The sequence below is a fragment of the Ruegeria sp. SCP10 genome, from assembly GCF_040329495.1.
GTDB lineage: Bacteria > Pseudomonadota > Alphaproteobacteria > Rhodobacterales > Rhodobacteraceae > Ruegeria.
In genome coordinates this window covers 140,559-153,628 of sequence record NZ_JBDZYF010000001.1, presented here as the reverse complement: position 1 = coordinate 153,628, position 13,070 = coordinate 140,559, and the positions used below count along the sequence as shown (strand labels likewise).

General features: G+C 57.7%; 15 protein-coding genes. 6 read left to right on the top strand and 9 right to left on the bottom strand.

Features of this window, described 5'->3' with window-relative positions; translation table 11 throughout:
* Positions 1 to 92 precede the first annotated feature (92 nt).
* Complete coding sequence (phhA, locus tag ABLN87_RS00835; RefSeq protein WP_353006483.1) at positions 93 to 893, top strand: phenylalanine 4-monooxygenase; 801 nt, start codon at positions 93 to 95, stop codon at positions 891 to 893.
* Between the two features lie 329 nt (positions 894 to 1,222).
* On the top strand, positions 1,223 to 2,485 hold the full coding sequence (locus ABLN87_RS00830) for a DEAD/DEAH box helicase (RefSeq protein WP_353006481.1): 1,263 nt from the start codon (positions 1,223 to 1,225) through the stop codon (positions 2,483 to 2,485).
* Between the two features lie 50 nt (positions 2,486 to 2,535).
* Here the strand turns inward: ABLN87_RS00830 and mltG are convergent, their stop codons facing one another.
* The 7 genes from mltG to fabD form a co-directional block, all read right to left on the bottom strand.
* Positions 2,536 to 3,693, bottom strand: coding sequence for an endolytic transglycosylase MltG (gene mltG / locus ABLN87_RS00825; RefSeq protein WP_353006478.1), 1,158 nt, complete (start codon positions 3,691 to 3,693; stop codon positions 2,536 to 2,538).
* Complete coding sequence (gene fabF / locus ABLN87_RS00820; protein ID WP_170530594.1) at positions 3,694 to 4,959, bottom strand: beta-ketoacyl-ACP synthase II; 1,266 nt, start codon at positions 4,957 to 4,959, stop codon at positions 3,694 to 3,696. It lies immediately after the preceding gene.
* 123 nt (positions 4,960 to 5,082) lie between these two features.
* The gene (locus tag ABLN87_RS00815; protein ID WP_353006474.1) at positions 5,083 to 5,826 is read right to left on the bottom strand and encodes a 1-(5-phosphoribosyl)-5-[(5-phosphoribosylamino)methylideneamino] imidazole-4-carboxamide isomerase; all 744 of its coding nucleotides are present in this window, start codon (positions 5,824 to 5,826) and stop codon (positions 5,083 to 5,085) included.
* Positions 5,827 to 5,947: 121 nt separating this feature from the next.
* Complete coding sequence (locus ABLN87_RS00810; RefSeq protein ID WP_353006471.1) at positions 5,948 to 6,487, bottom strand: GNAT family N-acetyltransferase; 540 nt, start codon at positions 6,485 to 6,487, stop codon at positions 5,948 to 5,950.
* A gap of 138 nt (positions 6,488 to 6,625) precedes the next feature.
* Entirely contained in the window at positions 6,626 to 6,859 is a 234-nt protein-coding gene (locus ABLN87_RS00805; RefSeq protein ID WP_008756330.1) for an acyl carrier protein, read from the bottom strand.
* 210 nt (positions 6,860 to 7,069) lie between these two features.
* Positions 7,070 to 7,807 carry a 3-oxoacyl-[acyl-carrier-protein] reductase gene (fabG, locus tag ABLN87_RS00800; protein ID WP_170530597.1) on the bottom strand — a complete coding sequence of 246 codons (738 nt, stop codon included), beginning with the start codon at positions 7,805 to 7,807 and terminating at the stop codon, positions 7,070 to 7,072.
* A 42-nt stretch (positions 7,808 to 7,849) separates the two neighbouring features.
* Positions 7,850 to 8,788: an ACP S-malonyltransferase gene (fabD, locus tag ABLN87_RS00795; RefSeq protein ID WP_353006468.1), complete on the bottom strand. Its 939-nt coding sequence runs from the start codon at positions 8,786 to 8,788 to the stop codon at positions 7,850 to 7,852.
* A 166-nt stretch (positions 8,789 to 8,954) separates the two neighbouring features.
* Here fabD and ABLN87_RS00790 point away from each other — a divergent pair, with 166 nt between their 5' ends.
* Entirely contained in the window at positions 8,955 to 10,181 is a 1,227-nt protein-coding gene (locus ABLN87_RS00790; protein ID WP_353006465.1) for a cytochrome b/b6 domain-containing protein, read from the top strand.
* Between the two features lie 62 nt (positions 10,182 to 10,243).
* Here the strand turns inward: ABLN87_RS00790 and ABLN87_RS00785 are convergent, their stop codons facing one another.
* On the bottom strand, positions 10,244 to 10,816 hold the full coding sequence (locus tag ABLN87_RS00785; protein ID WP_353006462.1) for a YceI family protein: 573 nt from the start codon (positions 10,814 to 10,816) through the stop codon (positions 10,244 to 10,246).
* A 129-nt stretch (positions 10,817 to 10,945) separates the two neighbouring features.
* Positions 10,946 to 11,464, bottom strand: a complete 519-nt coding sequence (locus ABLN87_RS00780) for a hypothetical protein (protein WP_353006459.1) — start codon at positions 11,462 to 11,464, stop codon at positions 10,946 to 10,948.
* A gap of 282 nt (positions 11,465 to 11,746) precedes the next feature.
* On the opposite strand from ABLN87_RS00780, the gene rpsF reads away from it, so the two are divergent.
* Genes rpsF through rplI form a run of 3 tightly spaced genes read left to right on the top strand, consistent with a single transcriptional unit; the run spans position 11,747 to position 12,991 of the window.
* On the top strand, positions 11,747 to 12,100 hold the full coding sequence (gene rpsF / locus ABLN87_RS00775) for a 30S ribosomal protein S6 (RefSeq protein WP_039970775.1): 354 nt from the start codon (positions 11,747 to 11,749) through the stop codon (positions 12,098 to 12,100).
* Positions 12,101 to 12,127: 27 nt separating this feature from the next.
* Entirely contained in the window at positions 12,128 to 12,355 is a 228-nt protein-coding gene (gene rpsR / locus ABLN87_RS00770; RefSeq protein ID WP_005608650.1) for a 30S ribosomal protein S18, read from the top strand.
* Positions 12,356 to 12,367: 12 nt separating this feature from the next.
* Entirely contained in the window at positions 12,368 to 12,991 is a 624-nt protein-coding gene (gene rplI, locus ABLN87_RS00765) for a 50S ribosomal protein L9 (protein WP_353006455.1), read from the top strand.
* Positions 12,992 to 13,070 lie beyond the last annotated feature (79 nt).

Genomic DNA, 13,070 nt, shown 5'->3' with positions numbered 1-13,070 from the left:
ATTGTTCATCTCAATTTTGGCGATATTTCCACGAATTTCAAAGATTTTTCTTGGCACGACACCTCTAGACTCGTTGCAGGAGGACGCCCGAGATGCCCAAATCGACCAAGTACACTGCAAAATGCGCCGATGCGCGGGGTCACATTGACTATTCCGCAGAAGAAGACGCCGTCTGGGCCGATCTCTATGCCGCGCAGGAACCGAGCATTCGCAGCTTCATGGCGCGGGAATATCTTGATGGCCTGGACCGCCTGGACCTTCCCAAAACCAAAGTCCCCTCATGTGCTGACATCTCGAACCGACTGCTCGATATGACCGGTTGGCAGGTTCAGCCCGTCCCAGCCCTGATCGGCTTCAAAGAGTTCTTTGGAATGCTAGCCAACAAGGTCTTTCCTGCCGCGTCTTTCATCCGGTCTCGAGAAGATTTCGATTACATCGAAGAGCCAGACATTTTTCACGAGATTTTTGGGCATACACCGTTGCTCAGCGACCCGCGCTTTGCAGCGTTCAGTCACGCAATCGGAACGGCCGGAGCACGGGCCGATGCCTCCGACTACACTTGGTTGATCCGCCTCTACTGGTTCTCGATCGAGTTTGGCTTGCGCCGCCAGAACGGGCAAATCAAAGCGCTGGGATCTGGTCTTGCATCTTCGCCAACCGAACTGATTTATTCTGTGTCCAGTGATGTTCCCGACCGCGATCCGTTTGATGTTCTGACTATTCTGCGAACACCGTATCGGATTGACATGCATCAGATGGGGTACTTCGTCTTGGACGATCCCCAAGAACTCTTTGCTGCTGCCGAACGCGATCTTCTCGCCGACGTGCATCAGGCGCGTTCGTTGGGCCTGTTACCAAACAAGTTCCCGCCAAAGGTTACGGCTGCAGAATGAATCATCGAAATCGACTTGTTACCTGCGGTCAAACGGCCACTGGCCGGCAGTTAGCATGGTTCATGGCTTGACAATCCTATCTCGACACCGCATGTGCCCCTCAAATAGCGCTGATGCGTGAGCACCGGCGGGCCTCACCCGCCCCACAGCGCCCTACAAACACTTCTCCAGTTCCCCTTCACGCAGGGTTCTTGATGCGACGGCCAGATAGCACAGGGTGCGCCTGTATATCCCGAGGTCACGCAAAACCCCTGCCGGTTGCGCGGTTGCCGCGCGACCTGTTTCAATTGCGCTCCCGCCAATGTGGCTCGGGGCGAAAAGGATAAACATTGTTCGACTTCGACATGCTGGGCCTGGCGCCCGCGCTGAACGACGCGCTGAAACGCGCAAACTTTTCTGAACCGACCCCGATCCAGAACCAAGCCATTCCATTGGCCCTGAACGGGCATGACATCCTCGGCCTGGCCCAAACGGGAACCGGCAAAACATTGGCCTTTGGCCTGCCTTTGATCGATCACCTCTTGGCCCAACCAGGCAAGCCCGATCCCAAAACCGCCAAGGCCCTGATCCTTGCCCCGACGCGCGAGTTGGTAAACCAGATCGCCGACAGCCTGCGCAATCTGACCAGAAAGACAAAGCTGCGCGTCGCCACGGTTGTGGGCGGCCAATCGATCAACAAACAGATCGCCTTTCTGGCGCGCGGCACAGACATTCTGGTGGCGACCCCCGGTCGTCTGATCGACCTGATGGAGCGCGGCGCGGTCGATCTCGGCGCTGTACGCCATCTGGTGCTGGATGAGGCGGACCAAATGCTGGACTTGGGCTTTATCCACGCACTACGCAAGATCGCGCCTGCTCTGGGAACCCCGCGCCAGACCATGCTGTTCTCGGCCACCATGCCCAAGCAGATGGAAGAGCTTAGCCGAGCCTATCTGACCAACCCGCAGCGCGTGCAGGTTTCACCTCCGGGCAAGGCCGCAGACAAGATCACCCAATCGGTGCATTTTGTCAGCAAGCCGGAAAAACCCCAAAAGCTGCGTGAAATCCTGTCGCAGGATACTGATGCGCTGACGCTCGTCTTCTCGCGCACCAAACACGGGGCCGAGAAGCTGATGAAAGGCCTTGTCGCAGATGGCTACAACGCGGCCTCGATCCATGGCAACAAAAGTCAGGGGCAACGAGATCGCGCGATCAAGGCCTTCCGCGCCGGTGAAACTACAGTGCTTGTCGCAACGGATGTGGCCGCACGCGGAATCGATATTCCCGGCGTGGCTTATGTTATCAACTACGACCTGCCCGAAGTACCCGACAACTATGTCCATCGCATAGGGCGCACCGCTCGCGCCGGACGCGAAGGCGAGGCTATTGCCTTCTGTTCTCCGGAAGAGGTCGACCTGCTGCGCCAGATTCAAAAGCTGATGAGAATCGACATCCCCGTCGCCAGCGGTGAGATGCCCGAGGCCGTCCAAATGGAACGCCCCGGTCGGCGACAAGGCAACAGACGCCGCAGCTTTAAGCCGAAACCAGCAAACGGGACGTCAAAGCCTTCGCAATCCAAGCGTCGGCGCCCCCGCCGCAAACCGGCAGCTTGATCTAGACAAAAAAAACAGCGCCCTAGTTGGCGCTGTTTTCTCTTTTCAGGTTAGTTGCCCGAATTCCGTTCGGCCTCAATCTCGCGCCATTTGGCGACGTTGAGGTTGTGCTCTTGCAGCGTCTCAGCAAAGGCGTGACCACCTGTTCCATCGGCAACAAAGAAAATGAAATCCGTGTTGTCCGGGGATACGGCAGCCTCAAGGCTCGCCTGACCTGGGTTCGCGATTGGTGTCGGCGGCAAACCGTCGATCTGATAGGTGTTCCAAGGCGTTGGGCGGTTCAATTCGCTGCGACGCAGCCCACGTCCCAACGTCCCCTGCCCCTTGGTGACACCATAGATCACAGTCGGGTCCGTTTGTAGCCGCATGCCTTGGTTCAGACGGTTTACAAACACGCTTGCTACCTGACCACGTTCACCGGCGACGCCGGTTTCCTTCTCGATGATCGACGCAAGGATCAACATCTCTTCGGGGCTTTGCAGTGGCAGGCCTTCCTGTCTGTTCTCCCAGGCTGCATTGATACGCAATTGCTGCTTATCCTGCATCGCCTTCAGGATTTCATTCCGGTCCTGCCCGGCAGCGACATCATAGCTGTCAGGTGCCAACGACCCTTCGGCGGGAATCTCAGTCACCTCACCGCTCAGTGCTTCAAAACCCTTCAACGCCTCCACCACCTGCCACGAGGTCACACCCTCGGCCAGCGACACACGATAGCGAGTATCCGCTTCGTTACGTTTCTGGGTATAGGCCTCCGGAGTTTCCTCTTCCGCTGCATCGAATGACGCGATCTCATCGAAATCCAGCGTCGCCGGATTCAGTTCGCGCACCCGGGTCTGGGCACGGGTCACACCGATCCGGTATTCTATCTCAGACCCACAGGTACTGGCACCGCTGCTGGTGATTTCGTCGATAATCTCCTCCATCGACGCACCTTCGCGCACCAGAAAGCTGCCAGCCTTCAACTGCTGCGACCGGTCGGTATAATCCGCCGCCATACGAAAGATCGTGGCACTGCTGATGGCGCCCTGATCCTCTAGCTCACGGCTGACGCGGGTCATGTTCGACCCGCCTGCAACCTGCAGACAGATCGCGGTTTCCAACGGGCCCTCAGCCTTGTACTGGGTCTGGCCCCACAAGATCAGACCGCCCATCAGAAACAGGCCGACCACCAGAATGGTCAGCGCGTTTGATGCAATGGCCCGCCACATTTAACTGACTTTCCCGAAGATCACGCTGGCATTGGTGCCACCAAACCCGAACGAATTTGACAAGGCCACATTGATCTCACGCTCGCGTTTTGCATTAGGCGCCAGATCGATAGGCGTTTCGACCGCCGGATTGTCCAGGTTGATCGTCGGCGGGGCAACCTGATCGCGGATCGCAAGGATCGAGAAGATCGCCTCGATCGCGCCCGCAGCACCCAGCAGGTGCCCTGTGGCCGATTTGGTCGAGGTCATCGTCGCATTCGCGGCGTGATCACCCAACAGGCGTTCAACCGCGCCCAGTTCGATTGTGTCCGCCATGGTCGAGGTGCCATGTGCGTTGATATAGTCCAAATCTTTCGGCTCAAGTCCCGCGCTGCGCAGCGCGGCCTTCATCGAACGCTCGGCACCGTCTCCGTCCTCGGAAGGTGCAGTGATATGATAGGCGTCACCCGACATGCCATAGCCCAGCACCTCGGCATAAATCTTGGCACCGCGCGCCTTGGCGTGTTCATAGTCTTCCAGCACCACGATGCCCGAACCTTCGCCCATGACAAATCCGTCGCGGTCGATATCATAAGGGCGGCTGGCTTTCTTCGGATCGTCGGCATATTTGGTCGACAGCGCTTTGCACGCGTTAAAACCCGCAATACCAATCTCGCAAATGCAGCCTTCGCCGCCGCCTGCGATCATCACATCCGCATCCCCCGCGCGGATGATCCGGCTGGCGTCGCCAATCGCATGTGCCCCCGTGGAGCAAGCCGTCACGACCGAATGGTTCGGTCCCTTGAACCCAAACCGGATCGACACCTGACCCGAGGCCAGATTGATCAACGCACCCGGAATAAAGAAGGGCGACACGCGGCGCGGACCCTTGTCACGGATCAGATTGGCGGTTTCGGCAATCGAGCCTAGACCACCAATTCCGGACCCAATCAGAACCCCCGTCCGCAGGCGATCTTCCTCACCTTCCGGGGTCCAGCCTGCATCCTTGCACGCCATTTCGGCTGCAGCGATGGAATACAGAATAAAATCCTCGATCTTACGCTGTTCTTTCGGTGGCATCCAATCGTCAGGATTGAATGTGCCTTTTGTTCCGTCGCCACGGGGAACTTCGCATGCATATGTCGTGGTGACACCGCTTGCTTCGGCATCAAACAACGTGATGGGGCCTGCGCCGGACTCACCGTCCAGCAGGCGCGACCAGGTTTCTTCGACCCCGCTGGCCAAAGGAGTGACCAATCCCAGACCGGTTACGACGACTCTGCGCATGTAGTGCCTCTTGCCTGCTTGCTGTTATGAGAAACGCTCATACCCCGGCCCGGGGTCCGGGGGCAAGAGCAAGGCGATAATCGGCGCAAGCGACTTACCGCCTTGCTGTCAATCGTTGCGGTACTACTGAAACTGCGCGACGGGTTCCCGCGCCGAGGCAGCAACGTCAAGCACATCGGACAGATCCACGGTTTTGCGGAACAATGCGCGGCCCACCAAGGCCCCCGCGATGTTAGGTATATAGCTAAGGCGCGAGATATCGTCCGCCGTGCGCACAACCCCGCTGGCAATGACCGGCGTCCGAGAATGCTGCGCCAGCCCGGAGATTAGTCCAAGCTGCGCCTCGACATCTTCCACATCGCTGTCAATATCGGTGACGAGAATGGCGGCAAAGGGTGTGCCATCAAACGCGTCGATGAACGCCTCAGGCGTGAACGCACTTTGGCTGCGCCACCCTTCGGTCATGACGAACCCTTTCCAGACATCCACCGCCAGAACGATCTGGTCCGGATAAAGCTTCGCCAGTTCCTTGACAAGCTTCGGGTCCCGGGCTGCCAGGGTTCCGATAACGATCCGACCGGCCCCTTTGTCGATCCAGTTTTCAACCTGCTCGCGGGTTCGCATGCCACCGGCCAGTTGCACCGGCATCTCTGCCGTGCGGATCAATTCTTCGACCAGCTCGGAATTGGTATCGCGCCCTTCGATCGCATCGAAATCCGTCAGATGCATCCACTCAGCACCCGCTGTTGACCAGCCGCGTGCCGTTTCAACCGGATTCACATGCCAGATCATTGCCTCATCCAGACGGCCCTTGTCCAGTGTCACACATCGGCCGTTCTGCAATTCCATAGTGGGGTAAATCCTCATGAGCACGCTCCTTCGCTCAATCGCTCTAAAACACAGTGTAGCATAAACGCAGGAATCGCGCCCGTTCGATCGGGATCGGCACAGTTTAGCCGTTTTGCGGCATCTGTAGATATAGGCGAGTTTACGCCCGCGCAGGGGGACCGTCGCGACGCAACAGCTGGACATCTGTGCCATTGAACTGCGCCACGCGCATCCGCGCATATCCAAGCTTTTCGGCCAGTTTCTGCGAGGACTCATTGGCCGCATTCACCATGGCCACCAACGGGCCGGGCATAATTCGGTCAAACCAGTCATGTGCAGCCAAAGCTGCCTCATATCCCAATCCCTGCCCCTGCGCTTCGGTGGCCAGAACCCAACCTGCTTCGGGACAGGCATCGAAATCCTCACCGAGCCCGCGATTTCCATAGAAAAACCCGGCCTGACCAATCAGCTTACGATTCGATTGCTGCAGAATACCCCACTGGCCAAAGCCAGCCATCTGCCAGTGCCCAGCGTTTCGCAAAAACGAGTCCCAGGATTCTCCACGTGACCGCGGCGAGCCGCCGATATGTTCGACAACGCAAGGATCACGCCAGATTTCGGCAAAACGCTCAAAATCCTCGGGCCGCATCGCACACAATGTCAGCCGCGCCGTATTGATCATAGGAGTGGATCTTATCATAGCCTGCCCACTTGGAATTATGCCTCAATGGAAACAGTGCTCAGCGAAAGGCACTGGCGCAAGACAGAATTGCGGGAGACAATAAAAAACGGCGCCTCCGTTGCCCGGAAGCGCCGCTTTTGATCAGAAATGAAACGCTTAGGACGCTTCGCTGATGAATTTGACCGCGTCGCCGAAGGTCTGAATGGTCTCGGCTGCGTCATCAGGGATTTCGATGCCGAACTCTTCTTCGAAGGCCATGACCAGCTCAACAGTGTCCAGGCTGTCTGCGCCCAGATCGTCGATGAAGGACGCGTTTTCCGCAACTTTGTCCTCTTCAACACCCAGGTGCTCAACAACGATCTTCTTAACGCGATCTGCGACGTCGCTCATGTCTATTCCTCATTCCTATTCAGGGCGGTTTGCCCGGTTCTGCCCTTGCCCGCTCAGGCTGGCTTTAGTTTGCCCATTCCGGGCGGTTTGGGTCCCGGTGCACCGGGAAAGTAGAAGGCCGATCTGAACAACCGGCCTCTGCATAGATGCGCCGCCTATAACATAGTCGGCGCACAAGGCAAACGCTTTCGCGCCTGTCCTGTTATGCGCTCACAACATGGCCATACCGCCATTCACATGCAAGGTGCTTCCCGTGACATAGCCTGCTTCGGGACTGGCTAGGTAAAGAACCGCCGCCGCGATTTCCTCGGGATCGCCCATCCGACCCGCCGGAACCTTAAGCAGCAGCCCCTTTTTCTGCTCCTCGGTCAGCTTCTCGGTCATGGCCGTGGTGATAAAGCCTGGGGCCACCGCGTTTACGGTAATACCGCGCGTTGCAACTTCATGCGCCAAGGCCTTGGAAAAGCCGATCATTCCGGCCTTCGACGCTGCATAGTTCGCTTGCCCCGGATTGCCGATCGCAGCAACAACGGACGAGACATTCACGATCCGGCCCCAACGCGCCTTCATCATGCCCCGGATAACGCCTTTGCACAGTTTCATGGTCGAGGTCATGTTAACGTCGATGACGCTCTGCCATTCCTCATCGGACATACGCATAAACAGATTGTCCCGGGTGATCCCAGCGTTGTTGACCAGAATATCCACCGATCCCATGGCCTCGGCTGCCTGTTTCGGCAGCGCCTCTACGGACTCGGGGTCACTCAAGTTGCAAGGCAGAACATGCGCACGCTCGCCCAGCTCATCTGCCAGCGCTTGCAAGGGCTCTACCCGTGTGCCGGACAGGCCAACCGCAGCCCCTGCGCCATGCAGAGCGCGCGCAATGTCACCTCCGATCCCGCCTGACGCGCCCGTGATCAGCGCATTCTTACCAGTCAAATCAAACATTCTGTTTCCTTCGTGAGGCGCCCTTGCGGGCGCATTCTATGCTTACGATTCGGCGCCAATGGCCTTTTGGACATCGTCAGGTGTGCCAACCGCCTTGCCGACTATGTCGCGGTTGATCTTGCGCACCATGCCTGACAGCGCCTTGCCTGCGCCGATCTCCCAGGTTTCGGTCACCCCTTGCGCCGCCATATACTGCACGCTTTCACGCCAGCGCACGGAACCGGTTACCTGTTCGACCAGCAGCTGCCGGATCAGATCAGGGTCCGAGACCGCCTCGGCGCGCACATTGGCGACGAGAGGCACTGCCGGAGCTTTGATCTCAACCGCCGCCAGGGCCTCTGCCATTACATCTGCAGCAGGTTGCATCAGCGCACAGTGAAATGGAGCACTTACAGGCAACAAAATCGCACGTTTTGCGCCCTTTTCTTTGGCAATCTCTGCCGCACGTTCAACCGCCGCTTTGGCACCGGACACAACAACCTGGGTCGGATCGTTATCATTAGCCGCCTGACAAACATCACCTTGTGCCGCTTCTTCGGCCACGGCACGCACGCCTTCCAGGTCAAGACCAAGGATTGCAGCCATCGCGCCTTCGCCGACGGGAACGGCACTTTGCATCGCCTGCCCGCGCTTACGCAAAAGGCGGGCGGTATCGGCGACCGACAATGCACCCGCAGCCGCCAGCGCTGAATATTCCCCCAGCGAATGCCCCGCCACAAAGGCCGCATCGGTGACCGAGACACCCTCAGCCTCCAACGCGCGCAGTGCGGCCAGCGAGGTGGCCATCAGCGCGGGTTGAGCGTTCTGCGTCAGCGTGAGATCAGCAATGTCACCTTCCCAGATTAGATGGCTCAGTTTTTCACCCAGTGCGTCGTCGACCTCATCAAAAACGGCTTGGGCGGCCGGATAGGCTTCGGCCAGTGCTTTGCCCATTCCGATGGTCTGGGCACCCTGCCCCGGGAAAACGAACGCGCGTGTCATTGCAACCTCATGGATGACGTTAGGTTGCGGCGGGGTGTAAACTGACAAGGGGCGCGGCACAAGTAGGGTGCATAGCGGCACTGGGTATGTGCGCAAGCTGTTACTTGCACGCCCGCCCGGTGGCTTTAGGTTGGACACAGCCAAACAAATCCGGAGTTCCCATCCGATGCCCGCAACTAACACGTTCTCAAGCTATGGCAGTGTCACCAAAGCCTTTCACTGGCTGACCGCTCTGCTGATTTTTACGGCACTGCCTTTGGGATGGTTCGCAAACCAACTGGCCCACGCGATCTACGACCCCTCTATACCGACCACAGAAGAGGACATCGCCCGCGCCGCCCAGTTGTTCTCACTTCACAAAACTGTCGGGATTACAGTGTTCTTTGTCGCGCTGGGGCGCATCCTCTGGGCCGTCACGCAAACCAAACCCGGGCTGCTGAATGCCGAAAACAAGCCCGAAGCCTTCGCCGCCGAGACGGTGCATTGGATGCTCTATGCCTCTCTGGTTCTTGTCCCGCTAACGGGCTGGATACATCACGCCGCTACCGAAGGATTTGCTCCGATCTTCTGGCCCTTTGGGCAAAATCTGCCCTTTGTCCCCAAATCGCCCTATGTGGCAGAGGTCACAGCCGGGCTGCATTGGCTGTTCATTTGTGTTCTGGCAGGGTCCTTAGCACTGCACATCATGGGCGCTTTGAAACACCATGTAGTTGATAAAGACAGCACCTTGCGTCGCATGTTGCCCGGCCACTCTGACGCCCCAGAGCCCCCTGCCCAACACCACTCCATCCTGCCCACCTTCGCAGCGCTGTGCATCTGGGGCGCGGTTCTGATCGGCGGCGGGATGATCGGCGTCTTTGCAGATCACTCCAAGGCACATACCGACACGACAGAGCTTGCCGAGGTGCAATCGGACTGGCAGGTGCAAGATGGCACCCTGTCGATCACGATCACGCAGCTAGGCAGCCCGGTCACCGGTAGTTTTGCGGATTGGACAGCAGCCATCGCTTTCGAGGACCTATCTGAGCCCGGCCTGGCCGGATCGGTTGATGTAAATGTATCTATCGGATCGCTTACCCTTGGAACGGTCACGGATCAGGCGATGGGTGCCGATTTCTTTGACAACAACCAGTTTCCAACCGCGCGTTTTGCAGCCGACCTGTATAAAACAGAAACCGGGTACGAGGCCCGCGGCCCCCTGACCATTCGAGACAAGACGCTGGATGTGGTCTTGCCGTTCGACCTGGCACTTCAGGGCAACACCGCAACCGTTGCAGGGCGGCTGGAGCTAAACCGTCTCGATTTCGAAATCGGCGCGACGATGCCAGCCGAGGATTCGCTGGCCTTTGCCGTATCGGTTACGATTGATCTGACCGCGATCCGGGCCGAATAAGCCTACAAAAAACCGCCGGGGCAAAGCCGCCGGCGGTTTCTATTCCAGAGTTAGATCGGATATTAGTCTGCTTTTTGCGCTTCGACCGAGATCTGAACTTCGACTTCATCGCTGACGAACGGGGCGAACTGGCCCAGATCAAATTCGCTGCGGACCAGAGTTGTGGTCGCGTTGAAACCCGCCCAGGGCTTATTTGCCATCGGGTGCTGATCCACTTTGTTCAGCTTCGCATCTAGAACAACCGATTTGGTGACGCCGTTCATGGTCAGATCACCTGTGATATTAGCTGTGCCTTCACCGGTGACTTCAATACCGGTCGAGGTAAAGGTGACCATGTCTCCCTCAGAGGCACCAAAGAAATCTTCGGTCATAAAGTGATCCGAGCGCGCTTCCCAGCCAGTAAACATCGACATCACAGGCATGGAGACCGACACAGTCGAGGCTGCAGGGTTTTCCTGATCAAACATGATCTCGCCCTCAAAGCCCGAGAACATGCCATAGGTGGTCGAAAAACCAAGGTGGTCGTAGCTGAAGAGTACTTGGCTGTGGCTCGGGTCCAGAACGTATTTCTCGGCACTGGCGAACGCTGTGGTCGCCGACAGTGCAAGCGCGGCGGCAAGAAGTGTGAATTTCATGACAGTCTCCGGGTTTATGAACACTATGCAAACTAGTGCGTTTGCTCGGAAACAAAAATGTGCCGCCAAACGGCGGCACACAAGTCATTTTGATTCACAAACTCTGTTCCTTTTTGAACAGAATAAAAATCAGGCGAAAATTGTTACTGTTTGGCTCAATTGCGCTTTGAGCGCTCGGCTAACATCCGCCGATTGCAAGGGCAGCTTCATCAAAAGACTACCATCGACGTCATAGAGTTCCACCTCATCGTCCTCGAAACGGGCTCCACCCAACGTGTCATAGCTGCGGCGCAGTACGGTCTGTGGGCGACCGTTTTCATTCTTTTGCAGAATGCGCACTTCGCGGCGGATGGGATCAAAATAGGCGTCTGGACGCGGGTCCATCAACTCGATCGTCAGCAGGCTGACCCCGATAATCAGGAACAACATGGATGCAGCCAGTTTGATCGGCCAGACCTCAGCGCCAATCACCGACCCCGGCATCAGCCACATGGAAAAGGCAGAGACGATCAGAAACGCGCCAACAACCCGCGCTAGAATGATCCGCGCCTGCCAGTTCGCCTTGAACGCGATCTTGACCGGCACCGAATGCTCAAAGCTCGCGCTGGGGGTCTGCTTGGTAAGTGTGTTTGTGTTCATCGCGGTCATAACATATTCACCCTGAATAGGTTGCCTTTCTCGGCTAACTGTCCGGCTCATCTCCGGTTTGGTAAACAACCTTGAGCCGAAAAGCGTCAGGAATTGGGCGCAGCAAAGGAAATTGGGCGACTTCACCAAGGCATCTATGGCAGGTCTTGCCCCGCGCGCTGAAACGTGTATATCGGGCCATCCTTCGCACTACGTATGAATCGCGCAGCCTCTCGTGGCAGGGTCGCGAAGGACCAGATGGCCCCGCCTTTGAAATGCGCCTTGATATAAACAGGAGTGAACATGCCACTGTATGAGCATGTAATGATCGCGCGTCAGGATCTGTCCAACGCGCAGGCAGAAAGCCTTGTCGAACACTTCGGCACCGTTCTGGCTGACAACGGCGGCAACGTCGTCGACAGCGAGTACTGGGGCGTTAAGACGATGGCCTACAAGATCAACAAGAACCGCAAGGGTCACTACTCTTTCCTGAAGACCGACGCCCCCGCGGGCGCCGTTCAGGAAATGGAGCGCCTGATGCGCCTGCATGATGACGTGATGCGCGTTCTGACCATCAAGGTCGACGAGCACGCCGAGGGCCCTTCGGTCCAGATGCAGAAGCGCGACGAGCGCGAAGGCCGCCGCGAGCGCCGCTGATCAACGCCTGACGAAAGGACATAAACCATGGCCGCAAAACCATTTTTCCGCCGCCGCAAGGTCTGCCCGTTCTCGGGTGAGAACGCGCCGAAAATCGACTACAAAGACACCCGTCTGCTGCAGCGCTACATCTCTGAGCGTGGCAAGATCGTACCTTCGCGCATCACCGCCGTTTCGGCAAAAAAGCAGCGTGAACTGGCCCGTGCTATCAAGCGCGCCCGCTTCCTCGCCCTGCTGCCCTACGCCGTGAAGTAAGGAGAGACTGACATGCAAGTTATCCTTCTGGAACGCGTTGCGAAACTGGGTCAGATGGGCGACGTCGTTGACGTCAAGCCCGGCTACGCCCGCAACTTCCTGCTGCCCCAGGGCAAAGCGCTGAGCGCGTCCGAGTCGAACATCGCCTCGTTCGAAGCGCGCAAAGCGCAGCTTGAAGCGCACAACTTGGAAACCAAGAAAGAAGCTGAAGCACTGGCTGAAAAGCTGGACGGTCAGCAGTTCATCGTGATTCGCTCGGCCTCGGATGCTGGCGCTCTGTACGGCTCGGTCACCCCGCGTGACGCCGCAGACGCTGCGACTCAGGCTGGGTTCACAGTCGACAAGAAACAGATCGCCCTGATCGCACCGATCAAGGAACTGGGTCTGCACTCGCTGGCAGTCAAACTGCACCCCGAGGTCGAAGTTGAGATCAAGATGAACGTCGCCCGTTCGGAAGAAGAAGCCGAACTGCAGGCGTCGGGCAAATCGATCCAGGAACTGGCCGCTGAAGAAGAAGCCGCTGCTGAATTCGAGATCGCAGAACTGTTCGACGACATCGGTTCCGCCGCTTCGGATGATGACGAGCTGGTTTCTGACACAGCACCCGCTGCTGAAGAAGACGAAGCAAAAGCCTGATCAGGCCACGCTGAACGCAACAAAGGGCTGCGCCTTCCGCGCGGCCCTTTTTTAATTTCCAACCAGCAAAATTCGGCCC

Excerpts from the sequence above, each read along its gene's own strand:
- phhA (WP_353006483.1), top strand. The coding sequence starts at position 93 with ATGCCCAAATCGACCAAGTACACTGCAAAATGCGCCGATGCGCGGGGT.
- mltG (WP_353006478.1), bottom strand. The coding sequence starts at position 3,693 with ATGTGGCGGGCCATTGCATCAAACGCGCTGACCATTCTGGTGGTCGGC.
- fabF (WP_170530594.1), bottom strand. The coding sequence starts at position 4,959 with ATGCGCAGAGTCGTCGTAACCGGTCTGGGATTGGTCACTCCTTTGGCC.
- ABLN87_RS00815 (WP_353006474.1), bottom strand. The coding sequence starts at position 5,826 with ATGAGGATTTACCCCACTATGGAATTGCAGAACGGCCGATGTGTGACA.
- ABLN87_RS00810 (WP_353006471.1), bottom strand. The coding sequence starts at position 6,487 with ATGATAAGATCCACTCCTATGATCAATACGGCGCGGCTGACATTGTGT.
- ABLN87_RS00805 (WP_008756330.1), bottom strand. The coding sequence starts at position 6,859 with ATGAGCGACGTCGCAGATCGCGTTAAGAAGATCGTTGTTGAGCACCTG.
- fabG (WP_170530597.1), bottom strand. The coding sequence starts at position 7,807 with ATGTTTGATTTGACTGGTAAGAATGCGCTGATCACGGGCGCGTCAGGC.
- fabD (WP_353006468.1), bottom strand. The coding sequence starts at position 8,788 with ATGACACGCGCGTTCGTTTTCCCGGGGCAGGGTGCCCAGACCATCGGA.
- ABLN87_RS00790 (WP_353006465.1), top strand. The coding sequence starts at position 8,955 with ATGCCCGCAACTAACACGTTCTCAAGCTATGGCAGTGTCACCAAAGCC.
- ABLN87_RS00785 (WP_353006462.1), bottom strand. The coding sequence starts at position 10,816 with ATGAAATTCACACTTCTTGCCGCCGCGCTTGCACTGTCGGCGACCACA.
- ABLN87_RS00780 (WP_353006459.1), bottom strand. The coding sequence starts at position 11,464 with ATGACCGCGATGAACACAAACACACTTACCAAGCAGACCCCCAGCGCG.
- rpsF (WP_039970775.1), top strand. The coding sequence starts at position 11,747 with ATGCCACTGTATGAGCATGTAATGATCGCGCGTCAGGATCTGTCCAAC.
- rpsR (WP_005608650.1), top strand. The coding sequence starts at position 12,128 with ATGGCCGCAAAACCATTTTTCCGCCGCCGCAAGGTCTGCCCGTTCTCG.
- rplI (WP_353006455.1), top strand. The coding sequence starts at position 12,368 with ATGCAAGTTATCCTTCTGGAACGCGTTGCGAAACTGGGTCAGATGGGC.